At 58.8% G+C, this 12487-nt stretch carries 15 protein-coding genes; 3 read left to right on the top strand and 12 right to left on the bottom strand.

Going from position 1 to position 12487, the window contains the following annotated elements; translation table 11 throughout:
• The first annotated feature begins 95 nt into the window (after positions 1–95).
• Positions 96–629 (top strand): peptide-methionine (R)-S-oxide reductase MsrB, encoded by a 534-nt coding sequence (gene msrB / locus A3224_RS04980; RefSeq protein WP_082817389.1) that lies wholly within the window; start codon positions 96–98, stop codon positions 627–629.
• A 252-nt stretch (positions 630–881) separates the two neighbouring features.
• Entirely contained in the window at positions 882–1739 is an 858-nt protein-coding gene (locus tag A3224_RS04985) for a hypothetical protein (RefSeq protein ID WP_231902468.1), read from the top strand.
• 64 nt (positions 1740–1803) lie between these two features.
• Here the strand turns inward: A3224_RS04985 and yjgA are convergent, their stop codons facing one another.
• From yjgA to A3224_RS05045, 12 genes are all read right to left on the bottom strand, one after another.
• Positions 1804–2319 (bottom strand): ribosome biogenesis factor YjgA, encoded by a 516-nt coding sequence (gene yjgA / locus A3224_RS04990; protein ID WP_067152191.1) that lies wholly within the window; start codon positions 2317–2319, stop codon positions 1804–1806.
• A gap of 20 nt (positions 2320–2339) precedes the next feature.
• On the bottom strand, positions 2340–3683 hold the full coding sequence (gene mgtE / locus A3224_RS04995) for a magnesium transporter (protein ID WP_407939291.1): 1344 nt from the start codon (positions 3681–3683) through the stop codon (positions 2340–2342).
• A 161-nt stretch (positions 3684–3844) separates the two neighbouring features.
• The gene (locus tag A3224_RS05000; protein ID WP_067152195.1) at positions 3845–4114 is read right to left on the bottom strand and encodes an HPr family phosphocarrier protein; all 270 of its coding nucleotides are present in this window, start codon (positions 4112–4114) and stop codon (positions 3845–3847) included.
• A 20-nt stretch (positions 4115–4134) separates the two neighbouring features.
• On the bottom strand, positions 4135–5016 hold the full coding sequence (gene rapZ, locus A3224_RS05005) for an RNase adapter RapZ (protein WP_067152197.1): 882 nt from the start codon (positions 5014–5016) through the stop codon (positions 4135–4137).
• A 101-nt stretch (positions 5017–5117) separates the two neighbouring features.
• Complete coding sequence (gene ptsN, locus A3224_RS05010; RefSeq protein WP_067152199.1) at positions 5118–5579, bottom strand: PTS IIA-like nitrogen regulatory protein PtsN; 462 nt, start codon at positions 5577–5579, stop codon at positions 5118–5120.
• Between the two features lie 2 nt (positions 5580–5581).
• Positions 5582–5872 (bottom strand): ribosome hibernation-promoting factor, HPF/YfiA family, encoded by a 291-nt coding sequence (hpf, locus tag A3224_RS05015; RefSeq protein ID WP_067152200.1) that lies wholly within the window; start codon positions 5870–5872, stop codon positions 5582–5584.
• Between the two features lie 218 nt (positions 5873–6090).
• The gene (locus A3224_RS05020) at positions 6091–7539 is read right to left on the bottom strand and encodes an RNA polymerase factor sigma-54 (RefSeq protein WP_067152202.1); all 1449 of its coding nucleotides are present in this window, start codon (positions 7537–7539) and stop codon (positions 6091–6093) included.
• 287 nt (positions 7540–7826) lie between these two features.
• On the bottom strand, positions 7827–8552 hold the full coding sequence (gene lptB, locus A3224_RS05025; RefSeq protein ID WP_067157483.1) for an LPS export ABC transporter ATP-binding protein: 726 nt from the start codon (positions 8550–8552) through the stop codon (positions 7827–7829).
• A 141-nt stretch (positions 8553–8693) separates the two neighbouring features.
• Positions 8694–9242: a lipopolysaccharide transport periplasmic protein LptA gene (gene lptA, locus A3224_RS05030; protein ID WP_067152204.1), complete on the bottom strand. Its 549-nt coding sequence runs from the start codon at positions 9240–9242 to the stop codon at positions 8694–8696.
• Positions 9229–9795: an LPS export ABC transporter periplasmic protein LptC gene (lptC, locus tag A3224_RS05035; protein WP_067152206.1), complete on the bottom strand. Its 567-nt coding sequence runs from the start codon at positions 9793–9795 to the stop codon at positions 9229–9231. Before lptC ends, lptA begins: the two co-directional genes overlap by 14 nt.
• The gene (locus A3224_RS05040) at positions 9795–10334 is read right to left on the bottom strand and encodes a KdsC family phosphatase (protein WP_067152208.1); all 540 of its coding nucleotides are present in this window, start codon (positions 10332–10334) and stop codon (positions 9795–9797) included. The genes lptC and A3224_RS05040 overlap by 1 nt, the downstream gene beginning before the upstream one ends.
• Before the next feature lie 164 nt (positions 10335–10498).
• Entirely contained in the window at positions 10499–11470 is a 972-nt protein-coding gene (locus tag A3224_RS05045) for a KpsF/GutQ family sugar-phosphate isomerase (protein ID WP_067152210.1), read from the bottom strand.
• A 344-nt stretch (positions 11471–11814) separates the two neighbouring features.
• Between A3224_RS05045 and A3224_RS05050 the strand changes: the two genes are divergently transcribed.
• A complete protein-coding gene (locus tag A3224_RS05050; RefSeq protein WP_231902469.1) occupies positions 11815–12468 on the top strand; it encodes an MlaC/ttg2D family ABC transporter substrate-binding protein in 654 nt (217 codons plus the stop codon).
• The last annotated feature ends 19 nt before the right edge of the window (positions 12469–12487 follow it).

The following is a 12487-nucleotide window of genomic DNA, read 5'->3' on the forward strand; positions in this document are numbered from 1 at the left end:
GGTCTTGCTTATGGGCTTTTTGTCCAAAGTGGCGTATTTTGGCGCTTGTAGGCGAATCTATCAGTGGTTCTCCATGGCTTAGGGGGAATGTCACCATGCATCGATGGCCTTATTTCATGTCTTTGCTGCTGGCGCTGCATATCCTGCCCGCGTGTACTCAGGAAGACGAGGACCGGGATCAGATGATGACAGTGGCGGAGGCCAGGGCGAACATCGCCGCTGGAACCAACTTGTCCGCGATTCCGCAAGCGGTATGGCGGCAGCTGTTGCCGGAGGCGCAATATGAAGTTCTGTGGGAGAAAGACACGGAGCGCGCATTTACCGGCAAGTGGCTGCGCCACGGAGATCCCGGGGTCTATGTAACTGCCGGCTGTCGCCTGCCGGTATTCAGCTCCGAGCACAAGTATGATTCCGGGACCGGCTGGCCGAGTTTTTGGGATATCGCCTACCCGGAGAATGTTGTCCTCAAGGAAGATTACAGCTGGGGAATGAAGCGTATAGAAGTGCAGTCCGCCTGCGGAGAGCATCTTGGTCACCTGTTCAAGGATGGTCCCGCGCCAACCGGGCTGCGTTACTGCATCAATTCCCTGGCCCTGGATTTTGTCCCTGCGGTTGAAAAAGCCGAATGATAGTTCAATATTGTTTTCCGCAAGCCTAGGGAACCTCTGATTAATTCGCGTGCACACTGTGGTAGGTTCCGGGGCGCTCAGGCAATAGGCTGGCCATTTCGAAAACGCACGAGTACTTCCCTGTAGCTCCTATGGATACATCCCTGTATCCGACGGTTTCGAAATGGCCAGCCTATCACCTGAGCTTCTCATCTGGCTCCAAAGCGTTTTTACGTCAGGAAGTGAATTAATCAGAGGTTCCCTAGAACAATAATGAAACAGAGATCCATGCCCATGTCCGAATTGGCCGCGGGACGTCTGCCCGATAACCGTTACTTGCTTTTCCGGGTGTTCAAGTACACCGTCTATCTCCTGCTCACCTACAACGTTTACGCCTTCTTCGTGGAGAACCACGCAGCTGCCGGTGCTGTCTTCTCCGATGGGCTGCAGTGGGGACGGGTGATCGAGGCTTACAACGATTCCATCGACACCCTGGCCTGGGTGTTGTTGTTATTGGTGTTCGAATTGGAGACATTTGTGTTGGACGACCGCCTGATCCGCGGCTGGGTCAAGTGGTCGTTAAACGCGGTTTCCACTGTCTGCTACCTGTTTATTACCTATTCCTGCTACGGCTATATCGCGGAGATGGTTCATCTGACCGACTTGTCGCCAGTGGTGGAGACGGCTTGTGAACTGGCCGCACAGGGCGGCTGGCAGCTGGTGGTAGGGCAGGATGACTATGTACCTCTGGCTGCAGGAAACTGTGCGTCGCTTGGCGGAACACCGCTACTGCGCCTTGCTGATGCGGCGGTTCTCGGCTCGGCCGCTACCTGGAGTGCTATCAAGTGGCTGGCCTGGACCGATGTGATCAACGCCAGTGCGTGGTTGTTGGTGGTCGCTATTCTGGCTTTTGAAGTGTGGCTGCAGCTGCGGCAGAAGCTCTCCGAGCGCGTTATGCGCTGGTCGCAGATAGTAAAAGGGAGCTTGTATTTCACCCTGTTCCTGTGTGCAATTTATTGGGGCGTCAGCGGCAGTTTTCTGGATTTTTGGGATGCCTTCCTGTGGCTGGTGGCCTTTTTCTTTATTGAGATGAATCTGTTTCAGTGGCAGGCGGAGACCCGTGGCGAGTAAAAAAGTGGAGGAATCTCTGACTGGCCCGCGCCAGCGCGAGCACGTCAGAGATTTGGTTACCCCGCTATTGAGATGCCTGGATAAAGAAATCGCGCAGATAGCGGAACAGTTTACGCTGGTTGGTGGGCGGTTTGTTGTTTTTGATTTCCCTTTGCGAGTCCCGTATCAGCTGGCGCAGCTGTTGGTGATCCGCATGGGGGTAGCGATCGAAAAAGTCGCTCTGCGCGGCGTTGCCCTCCTGTAGCAGCCGCTCGCGCCAGTCCCCGGCCATCTTGTCGAAGCGCAGGTGCTGCTGGTCCCGTTCCTTAAACCGCTCCAGTACTTTCTCTATGGCGTCGACGTCGGCACTGCGCATCAGGCGTCCGATATACTGCAGTTGGCGCCGGCGCGCTTCATTGGATTTGATCCTGTGCAGTGTCTCTACCGCCTCTCGCAGATCTCCGTCTAGTGGCACCTCCGCCAGCTGCGCGGCGGACAGTTCGGTCAGCCGCTTGCCCAGTTCCTGCAGCTGGTGCATTTCTTTTTTCAACTGGGTTTTGCTTTTCGGCAGTTCTTCTTCGTAATCGTCAAATTCTTCCATTGATTCTTCCGCGTAATGCGTTAAGCGAAATACCAGGTGGCCAGACCGAGGAAGGACAAAAAGCCTACAACGTCGGTAACTGTGGTCAGGGCCACACCACCGGCCAGCGCCGGATCTATGCGCATGGCGCGCAGGGCCACTGGCAGTATGGCGCCGGCGAGGGCGGCGGTGAGCAGATTGATCACCATGGCGGCGACGATCACCAGTGCTATGCGGCTGTCATTGAACCACAGCGCGGTGATCGCCCCCATCACCAGTGACCAGAGCAATGCATTCAGGGCCGCGGCTCCCAGCTCTCTGGACAGCAGCCAGTTTAAGTTACTGCGGCCGATCTGCCCCAGGGCCATGCCGCGGATGACTACTGTGAGTGTCTGGCTACCGGCGACACCCCCCATGCTGGCGACGATTGGCATCAGCACCGCCAGTGCCACCACTTTATCCAGAGTGCCCTGGAAGAGGCTGATTACCCAGGATGCCAGCAGCGCGGTGAGCAGGTTGATGCCCAGCCAGACAGCGCGCCGGCGGGCGGTGCGCCGCACAGGGGCGAAGGTGTCCTCTTCTTCGTCCAGGCCGGCGAGACTCATCAGTGAGTGATCGGCATCTTCGCGGATCACGTCCACCACGTCGTCGATGGTAATACGGCCGACCAGGCGGTTGTCCTCGTCCACCACCGGTGCGGTGATCCAGTCGTATTTCTCGAACAGCCGCGCGACTTCTGTGTCGGGCATATCCGCGGGAATGGGGTCCACATCGGTGTTCACCACCTCGCGTACTGTCACCGAGGGGTCCGTGGTCAGCAGTTTGGATAGGGGCAGTAGGCCGATGTACTGACCTTTGCGGTTGACTACAAAGAGGCTGTCGGTGGACTCGGGCAGCTGCTCGTGGCGGCGCAGGTAACGCAGTACCACATCCAGGCTCAGATTGGGGCGCACGGAGATGGTATCCGTGTCCATCAGGCCGCCGGCGGTTTCCTCATCATAGGCGAGAACGTCCTCCACGCGCGCTCGGTCCGTCTCGCTCATGGCGGAGAGGACTTCGGCCATTACCCGCTCGGGCAGGTCCTGGAGTATATCGGCGACGTCGTCGGCATCGAGTCCTTCCATCACCGCCACCATTTCCTCTGTGTCCATGGTGGCGAGTATCTGGCTGCGCACGTCGTCGCTTAGTTCCTGCAATACCTCGCCTTCGACTTCGTGGTCGATCAGTTTCCACAGTACTTGGCGGATACGTGGCGGTGAGCTCTCCAGCAGTTGCGCAACGCTCTGCGGTGTCAGGGTGCTGAGCATGCGCCGCACTTCACGCCCGGTGCCGCTGTCGAGCGCGGCGAACAACTCACCCAGCTGGTTTTGCGCGCGGAACTTGATATCAGCCGGGGGTTGGTTGGGCACGGAGGAACCTCTTGAAACAGGACACTAAATGCGCGGCTCAACCCTCTAATGGGGCTTGGCCGGTGACCGCGATCATACTATCAGTGCGTGTGGAAATCGATTGTGGAGAGGGGAGGCTGCTTCTGCGTGGAACTGCTTTATTCCGCCTCGCCGAAACGGTCCGCCACCAGTTTGGTAATCGCGTTCAGTGCGTCTTCCTCGTCGAGGCCGGTAACTTCCAGCTCCAATTCTGTACCCTTCCCCGCGGCTAGCAGCATCAGCGCCATGACACTCTTCCCGTCCACGCACTTGCCGTTGCATTGCACCTTCACGTCGGCGGAGAATCGCGCGCAAGTCTGTGCAAACTTGCTGGCGGCTCGGGCGTGCAGCCCGAGTTTGTTGACTAACTGGAGGCGGCTTTTTTGCATGGGGGATCTGTTTTCCGAGGTTACCTCTGTTGTTCGCGATGGCGAATTTGCACATTATCGAATTGGACGGCAAAGGTTTTCGCCAGTTGCTCGACCATGTACACGGAGCGGTGTCGGCCTCCGGTGCAGCCGACGGCGACGCAAGTATAGCTGCGGTTGCTCTGCTGATAGGAGGGCAGCCAGTGCTGCAGGAAGTTTGTAATGTCCCGCTCCATTGCATCTGTTTCCGGCTGGGCGCGCAGAAATTCTACGACTTCTGGGTCCTGGCCGGTCTTTTGGCGCAGCTCAGCCACCCAGTAGGGGTTGGGCAGGCAGCGCAGGTCGAATACCAGGTCTGCGTCCACGGGCACGCCGTGTTTAAAGCCGAAAGACTGGAAGAGGATCGCCATGCCCGGTGATTTTTTCCCAACCACCCGGTTCTTCACCAGATCGCGCAGTTGGTGAAGGCTGAGACTGCTGGTGTCGATGACTAGATCGGCCATGGCCGCCAGCGGGGCGAGCAGCTCCTTCTCCCGATTCAGGGCTTCGAGCAGGTGGGTCCGGTTGTCGGAGAGCGGGTGCTTGCGCCGGGTTTCACTAAAACGTTGCACCAGTACCGGGGAGCGGGCGTCCAGGTATATGACATCGCACTGCAGGCCGCTTTCGCGCAGCTGGCCGATGACCCGCGGTGCCTGTTGCACGTCCTGCCACAGGTTGCGCGCGTCTATGCCGAGCGCCAGGCGGGGGCCGTCGGGGGCCTCGCGGGTCTCGTCCGCTGGGGGGTGCTCGCGCACCCGCCGCACCAGTTCGGGCAGCAGGCTGGCGGGCAGGTTGTCGATACAGTTGAAGCCGACATCTTCCAGCAATTGCAGGGCGGAGCTTTTTCCGGAGCCGGAGCGGCCGCTGATAATTACCAGGCGCATTGGGCGGTCCTTTTTCAGCGCTTTGTGGTCAGGCAACGATAGCTTATCTGTGTAGGATGACCTGGGCGAGGGTTTTACAGCGGTCCCCGCTCCGGTACAGATTATGCAGCGGCAGTGCTGTTGATTGCCAGTGCGTAGAGTTCGTCATTGGTCCGGGCTTGGCGGAGTTTTTCCCTGATCCGGCTGTCGCTGAACAGGGCGGCAATTTCCGCCAGGGTGTCCAGGTGTTCCTGCTCAGAGTTTTCCGGGACCAAAAGGGCAAATAGCAGATCCACCGGTTGGCGGTCGGCGGCATCGAAGTCTATCGCCGGTTCAGTGGTACAGAGTACGCCGATGGGGCGCTCGCAGCCGGGCAGGCGACAGTGGGGAATAGCCACACCGTCACCAATCCCGGTAGAGCCGAGGCGCTCGCGGGCGATCAGCTGGTTAAAAATGGTATCGGCATCGTGTTGTGGATACTGCTCGGCGATGGCCTGGGCGATGTCGAGCAGCAACTTCTTTTTGCTGCTCCCCGCCAAGTGACAGAGGGTCAGGCGGGGAGAAAGTAGTGCGTCCAGTGTCATAGTCAGCGGTGGCTCTGCAACTTCTCTTTGTATTTTTTCAGTTGGCGATCCAGCTTGTCGGCGAGGGCGTCTATGGCCGCGTAGATATCTTTGTCTTCAGATCCCGCGCAAAGGTCATGCCCGTTGACGTGTACTCTGGCCTCGGCTTTCTGGATCAGTTTGTCCACGGACAGGATTACCTGCGCGGTGGTGATGTTGTCGTAGTGTCGGGAGAGCTTTTCCAGCTTGCTTTCGCAGTAGTCGCGAATGGGAGGAGTGAGATCCAGGTGGTGGCCACTAATGTTGATCTGCATGGATATCTCCTTTTTGAGCGCATCGCTAGGCGGCGCCCTCCCGTTTGGGCCGCAACCCTACAAGGAAGTGCGCCAGAATGGAAGCATACACTCAAAGTTTGGACGTCGGTCGCGCATGGGGTGGAGTGGAACGCCCCGGTAATGTGACCACCTAAAGGTCAATGGTCAGTATTGCCGCGTTGTGTTGGGTGTCGCGGCGGTATTGAAGGTGCTGCGCCTTATACCAACCGCTTGCGCTCACTGGAGGACGGGATGCCCATCGCCTCGCGGTATTTGGCCACGGTGCGGCGCGCCACCTTGATACCCTGTTTGCCGAGTTCCTGGCTGATTTTGTTGTCTGACAGGGGTTTGCGCGGTTGTTCCGCATCGATCAGTTTGCGGATCAGGGCTCGGATCGCGGTGGAGGAGGCTTCCTCGCCGGAGTCAGTGCTCACATGACTGGAGAAGAAATATTTGAGCTCGAAGACGCCGCGGGGGGTGAGCATATACTTCTGGGTGGTGACGCGGGAGATAGTGGATTCGTGCATGCCGATAGTCTCGGCGATATCCGCCAGCACCATGGGTTTCATCGCCTCGGGGCCATGTTCGAAAAAGCCCTGTTGCTTTTCGACGATGCTGGTGGCCACTTTCAGCAGAGTTTCATTGCGGCTCTGCAGACTCTTGAGAAACCACCGCGCTTCCTGCAGGTGATCGCGCAGGAAATTGTTGTCACTGGAGTTGTCGGCGCGCCTGATCAGTGACGCGTAATTGCTGTTGATCCGCAGGCGGGGCGTGGTCTCGGGGTTTAGCTCCACCAGCCAGCGCTGCTCCTTGCGGCGGACGATGATATCCGGAATCACGTACTGAGGATCTTCGCCACCGAAGGCTTCCCCGGGATTGGGGGTCAATGTCTGGATCAGGCGCATCACCTCTCCGAGCTGTTGCTCGTTGAGGCGGGTGCGGCGGCTGAGGGTGCGGAAGTCGCGCTTGCCGAGCAGGTCCAGGTGCTGTTCGACCACTGTCAGCGCTTGCTCCAACCAGGGAGTGTCGGGCGGTAACTGGCGCAGTTGCAGCAGCATGCATTCGCGCAGGTCGCGGGCTCCGCAGCCTGTGGGGTCGAATTGCTGAATGGTCTTGAGCACCGCCAGGACTTCGTCTTCCTCCACCTCAAGGGCCGCGGCGATATCGGCCGGTGGCGTTTCCAGGAAGCCGTTCGGCGCTATGCCGTCGATCAGGTTCTCGCCGATCAGCTTGTCCTGAACGGACAGGGAGGTGAGGTTGAGTTGCCAGAGCAGGTGATCGTGCAGACTGTCGGAGGCGGCGTTGCGCTGTTCCAGAGCCACTTCCTCACCGTCGCCGCCGCTGTAGCTGCCACTGCTGTAGATATCTTCCCAGCGGGTATCCACGGGCAGCTCATCGGGAATATTCTGGCTCCAGTCGCCGCTATCCGCTTCTCCGGCCTCCACATTCCCTTGTTCGGTCCCCGTCGGATCCGTCGACTGCTCGCCGGTATTTTCCGCCTGGGCAGGTTCCTCTCCGTCGACTTCCAGCAGGGGGTTGCTGTCCAGCGCCGATTGCACCTCTTGCTGAAGATCCAGAGTCGACAGTTGCAGCAGCCGGATAGCCTGCTGCAACTGGGGTGTCATGGTCAGCTGAGTGCCAAGCTTTAGCTGGAGAGACTGCTTCATAGTGAGGGACTGCGAAATCTTGTGGCGGATGAATTTGCTAAAAATCCAAGATGTCGCAGACTAACCCTCTACAAAGCGGATTACAAGCAATAACTGTGCCGACTTTTTAGTCGCTGGTGGGGATTGGGGGAGTGTTACGGCAAGCTGTTTTCCGCGTATCCACCGACTTGGGGGGCAGCTACCGCGTTGGGTTGTCAATCGCGTGCGGCGTTCATTCGGGAGTGAGTGAATTCGGGGCCTGAGCGCCCCGAAACCCACCGCAGCTCCCGTGTGAATGATCTGGGACCCTAGATCGTGAATTCGTGACCCAGATAGACCTCTCGCACCTGCTGGTTGGCGAGCACCTCTTCGGGGGTGCCGGCGGCGATGATGTGTCCTTCGCTCACTATGTAGGCGGTTTCGCAGATATCCAGGGTCTCGCGCACGTTGTGGTCGGTGATCAGTACGCCGATACCGCGTTCGCGCAAGTGACGGATAATCTGCTTGATATCATTGACTGAAATGGGGTCTACACCGGCGAAAGGTTCGTCAAGCAGTACGAAATCGGGGTCCGTGGCCAGGGCCCGGGCGATCTCAACACGGCGGCGTTCGCCGCCGGATAAAGCCATGCCGAGGCTGTTCTCAATGTGGGTGATGTTGAACTCTTGCAGCAGTTCCCGCACGCGTTGCTGCCGTTCGGTCCGGCTCAGGTCCTTGCGGGTTTCCAGGATGGCGAGGATGTTGTCGCGCACGGAGAGACGGCGGAACACCGAGGCTTCCTGGGGCAGGTAGCCAAGGCCTTTGTGCGCACGCCCGTGCATGGAAAGACGGGTAATATCCTCGTCGTCGATCAGGACCTGGCCTGCGTCGGCCTGCACCAATCCGGCGATCATGTAAAAGCAGGTGGTTTTGCCGGCGCCGTTGGGACCGAGCAGACCGACCACCTGGCCGCTGGTTACGTTGATGGAGACGTCCTGGACGACTTTTCTTTTTTTGTATTGTTTGGCGAGGTGTAACGCTTTCAGCGTTGGCATAGTGTATTCCGAGTTTGATTTTAGGACCGGCTCTTTGGCCCGTTTCATGGAGGTTCCGCCGCTTATAACCCTTCGCGGGAGTGCTCCCGGCGGCGAGGCGCCGCGGGGATCGGGTTTCCGCGCCAAGATAAAGGGAGCGGGTTATTGCTGCTTTTGGCCCTCGTCGGTTTGTTGGCCGCTATTCTTTTTTTCCGGCTTCCAGATCATTTCCACGCGCCCGTCGCCGGACTGTCCCTGGGCCTGCATCTCTTCGCTTTTCAGGTCGTAGTCGATTTTTTCCGCAGTCAGGGTATTGCCGTCCCGGTTTACGTGGGCATCGCCGATCAGGTGCAGCTCGTCGGTGCTGACAGTGAATTCGATACGTCGCGCCCGCGCCTTCACTGGGTTCTGGCTCTGTACCATCTGCTGTTGAAAGTGCGCCGGCCGACCGGTGGCGATCACGCGGCTGATCTCGCCAGTGGCGTTGCCGTGCACTTCCACGCGGTCGGCGCGGATCTGCAGTGAACCCTGGGTGATGACCACATCGCCGCTGTAGACGGAAAGATTTTTGCCGCGGTTGGCTTCCAGCTTCTTGGCCTGCACTTTGATCGGTTGCTCGCGATCCTGTGGCAGAGCCAGGCCCCGGGTGCCCGGAAGCAGCAGGGCAATGGCGGCGATGAGCCACAGATGACGGAGTTTATTTGCTTTCATAGCTGCTCTTAACATCGGAGAGGATTTCCACCCGGTCCTCCTTGAGGAAGGCGCGCAGGCCCTTGCCGGAGGTGATATTGGGGCCGGCGGTAATGGTAACAACTTTGTCTGTCTCAGCGTATTCCTGGCGCGGTTTGATAGTGATGGCCTGGGTATCCAGGCGGATGCCTCCCGCTTCCGGCAGTTCGTTGATTTTGACATCGCCGCGCAATACCACCCGCTCGCCATTATTGTGGGCGACACCGCTTCTGGACTCGGTGCGCCACTTGGGTTGGTGCGCCTGGTAGAAGAGAAAGCGCGGCTCGGTCAGATCGGCGCGGTCCCGGCGCTCGAACTGGAAATAGGTGATCTGATCCGCGTCTACGCGATAGGCGAGGGTGCCCTCTTCGTTGAAGTGGCGCGTGCGGGCGTCGCGGATAATCAGATCCGCAGCCTTTTTCTGTTGCTGGGGAGTGGGGCGCTTGCCGAGCAGCTGTTGCGGCGGGCTCTCTGCAAACCAGAGTCCGGCACTGATCAGCAGTACCACGGCGACCAGGGGCAGCCAACTGCGCATTACTCTTCTCCGAGGTAGGGCGCCAGGGCGGCGTCAAAGGTACCCTGGGCCTGCATTATGCGGTCGCAGACTTCGCGTACTGCGCCCTCGCCGCCGCGGGCCTGGGTGATCCACAGAGCCCGCTCGCGCACTGGCGGTGCGGCGTTGGGAACGGAGATGGGGCAGCCGATACGGGTCATTACCAGTAGGTCCGGGTAGTCGTCGCCCATGTAGGCGATATTTTCCAGGCAGCAGGGCTCGTCGGTAAATAGCTCTTGCAATGCGGAGAATTTGTCCTCGCGCCCCTGGATTAGTTTTTCGATCCCCAGTTCGTGCGCGCGCCGCTCCACCACGGTGCTGCGCCGGCCCGTGATAATGGCAACGCGTACACCGGACTTCTGCAGCATTTTGATGCCGTGGCCGTCCAGGGTGTTAAAGCTTTTGAGTTCGTTGCCACTGCTGTCGAAACTCAACTTGCCATCGGTCAGCACACCATCCACATCCAGTACCAGCCAGCGGACTTTTTTCAGGGCTTGAGTGAGTTTTTTTTCTGAGGTCACAGGTGACTTGTCCTTAATGTATTTGCGGGGCCTCGCCGCCGGTTTTTTGCCGTGGGTGAGTAAACCCTGTGTTTGCTGTCGTTGCCCGGTGTCGTACCGAGTTTTGCAAAATGTTCCGGGGGCGGTGCTTGTGTATAGAGTATCGGTGTTTGTGCGGCGGTGGATCAAATCACCCCGGCGCGCAGTATATCGTGCATATGCACCACGCCCACTGGTTGGTGTTCCTCGCCTTCTACCACCAGAGCGGTAATTTTGTGGTCTTCCATGATGCGTAGGGCCTCTGCCGCCAGAGTTTCTGCAGAGACAGTTTTAGGGCGGCGGCTCATGACTTGGTCCATGGTCGCCTTATCCAGTTCCACTTTGTGGTCGATAACCCGGCGCAGGTCACCGTCGGTGAAGACACCGAGTAGAGAACCTTTATGATCGACCACTGTGGTCATGCCGAATCCCTTGCTAGTCATCTCCAGCAGGGCTTTTGGCAGCAGTGTCTCGGGGGAGACTTGTGGCAGTTCATCGCCGGAATGCATGACGTCCTCTACTTTTAGTAGCAAGCGCCTGCCCAGGGCGCCGCCGGGGTGGGAGAAGGCGAAGTCTTCGGCAGAGAACCCCCGTGCTTCCAGCAGCGCAACCGCCAGGGCGTCGCCCATCACCAGGGTTACGGTGGTAGATGAGGTGGGAGCCAGTCCAAGGGGGCAGGCCTCAGTTTCCACAGCGATATCCAAATTGACATCCGCCGCTTGTGCCAAGGGAGAGTCAGCCTTGCCGGTCATACTGATCATGGGGATACCCAGCCGCTTCAGCAGTGGCAGCAGGGTCAGTACTTCGGCGGAGGTACCAGAGTTGGAAATGGCGATGACCAAGTCATCGCGGGTGATCATGCCCAGGTCGCCGTGGCTGGCCTCGCCAGGGTGCACGAAAAAGCTCGGGGTGCCGGTGCTGGCCAGAGTGGCGGCGATCTTGCGGCCGATGTGTCCGGATTTGCCCATGCCAGTGACGATGGTGCGGCCGCCGCACTGCAGGATGAGCTCGCAGGCGCGCTTGAAGTCTCCATTGATACGTTCTTCCAGCTTGGTGACGGCTTCCGTTTCCATCAGCACGGTGCGGCGTCCCGCTTGTAAGATCAGGTCCTGGGTCATCGGTTGTCTCTGATTTCAGTCTTTAATGTGAAAATCTGTGCAGAGCTGCCGTCTTGTGGCAGCTGGTGCCGGGTTTGGCCCCGGTGTCTCTCCGGCGTGCTAACCTCATCTATAGGATGATTTGTACGACGCTCGGCGAGGCGGAGCGGAGCATAGCTACGACGTGCCGCCACAACGCAGGGCGCGGCCATGGTATAGTTTGCCGCCGCCGCTGTCAGCTCCGCCGGTCAATGGATGATCCGGAGGGCTGCGGAAGAATGGCGGTTATCTGTAATAGCGGCGACGCGGGGCACTTTGATGCCCTTTTTGCGTCCAAGGATCGATTTGCCAACGGGAGAATTTGTGTGAACGTATTGTCATTGAATGGTCGAGTGGGATTTGCAGTTTGGCTGAGGGCCGCTTTGTGCACTCTATTCGTATCCGCCTGGGCCTCCGCCGCAAGCGCCGCCCAGAACCCCTACGCCATGATCGAAGGGGTTTCCGAGAATTTGCTGGGGGTGATCCGCGCCAATGCTCAGTATCTGGAGTCAGACCCGCAGCGCTATTACAGCGCGGTGGACAGTGTTCTGAACCCCGTCGTGGATTTTAATTTTATCGCCCGCGGAGTGATGGGGCGTTATGCGAAACAGGCGACTGCAGACCAGCGCGCGCGCTTCGCCAGTACTTTCCGGCGCGATCTGGTAGCGACTTTTGCCCGCGGTGTGGCCGGTTTTGGAAGTATGGATGTGAAGGTGGTCAATCCTGGCTCCACTCCCAACGGCAATCGTGTCAATGTGTTGCAGGAAGTGCGCAGTAAGGAAGGGGTGACCAAGGTTTCTTACACGCTGGTGCGCAACCGCGCCGGTCAGTGGAAATTGATCAACGTGATTTTGAACGGCGTTAACCTTGGCAAAACTTTCCGCAGTCAGTTCGCCCAATCCATGCAAACTTACGGCGATATAGACAAGGTGATCAGCAACTGGTCCGCGGCTGAGGAGGTCGCTGACCAGGTCGGGTAATCTGCCCATCTGCGGGATG

The organism is Microbulbifer thermotolerans (assembly GCF_001617625.1).
Taxonomy (GTDB): Bacteria; Pseudomonadota; Gammaproteobacteria; order Pseudomonadales; family Cellvibrionaceae; genus Microbulbifer; species Microbulbifer thermotolerans.

Excerpts from the sequence above, each read along its gene's own strand:
- msrB (WP_082817389.1), top strand. The coding sequence starts at position 96 with ATGCATCGATGGCCTTATTTCATGTCTTTGCTGCTGGCGCTGCATATC.
- A3224_RS04985 (WP_231902468.1), top strand. The coding sequence starts at position 882 with ATGAAACAGAGATCCATGCCCATGTCCGAATTGGCCGCGGGACGTCTG.
- yjgA (WP_067152191.1), bottom strand. The coding sequence starts at position 2,319 with ATGGAAGAATTTGACGATTACGAAGAAGAACTGCCGAAAAGCAAAACC.
- A3224_RS05000 (WP_067152195.1), bottom strand. The coding sequence starts at position 4,114 with ATGCAAAAAAGCCGCCTCCAGTTAGTCAACAAACTCGGGCTGCACGCC.
- rapZ (WP_067152197.1), bottom strand. The coding sequence starts at position 5,016 with ATGCGCCTGGTAATTATCAGCGGCCGCTCCGGCTCCGGAAAAAGCTCC.
- ptsN (WP_067152199.1), bottom strand. The coding sequence starts at position 5,579 with ATGACACTGGACGCACTACTTTCTCCCCGCCTGACCCTCTGTCACTTG.
- hpf (WP_067152200.1), bottom strand. The coding sequence starts at position 5,872 with ATGCAGATCAACATTAGTGGCCACCACCTGGATCTCACTCCTCCCATT.
- A3224_RS05020 (WP_067152202.1), bottom strand. The coding sequence starts at position 7,539 with ATGAAGCAGTCTCTCCAGCTAAAGCTTGGCACTCAGCTGACCATGACA.
- lptB (WP_067157483.1), bottom strand. The coding sequence starts at position 8,552 with ATGCCAACGCTGAAAGCGTTACACCTCGCCAAACAATACAAAAAAAGA.
- lptA (WP_067152204.1), bottom strand. The coding sequence starts at position 9,242 with ATGAAAGCAAATAAACTCCGTCATCTGTGGCTCATCGCCGCCATTGCC.
- lptC (WP_067152206.1), bottom strand. The coding sequence starts at position 9,795 with ATGCGCAGTTGGCTGCCCCTGGTCGCCGTGGTACTGCTGATCAGTGCC.
- A3224_RS05045 (WP_067152210.1), bottom strand. The coding sequence starts at position 11,470 with ATGACCCAGGACCTGATCTTACAAGCGGGACGCCGCACCGTGCTGATG.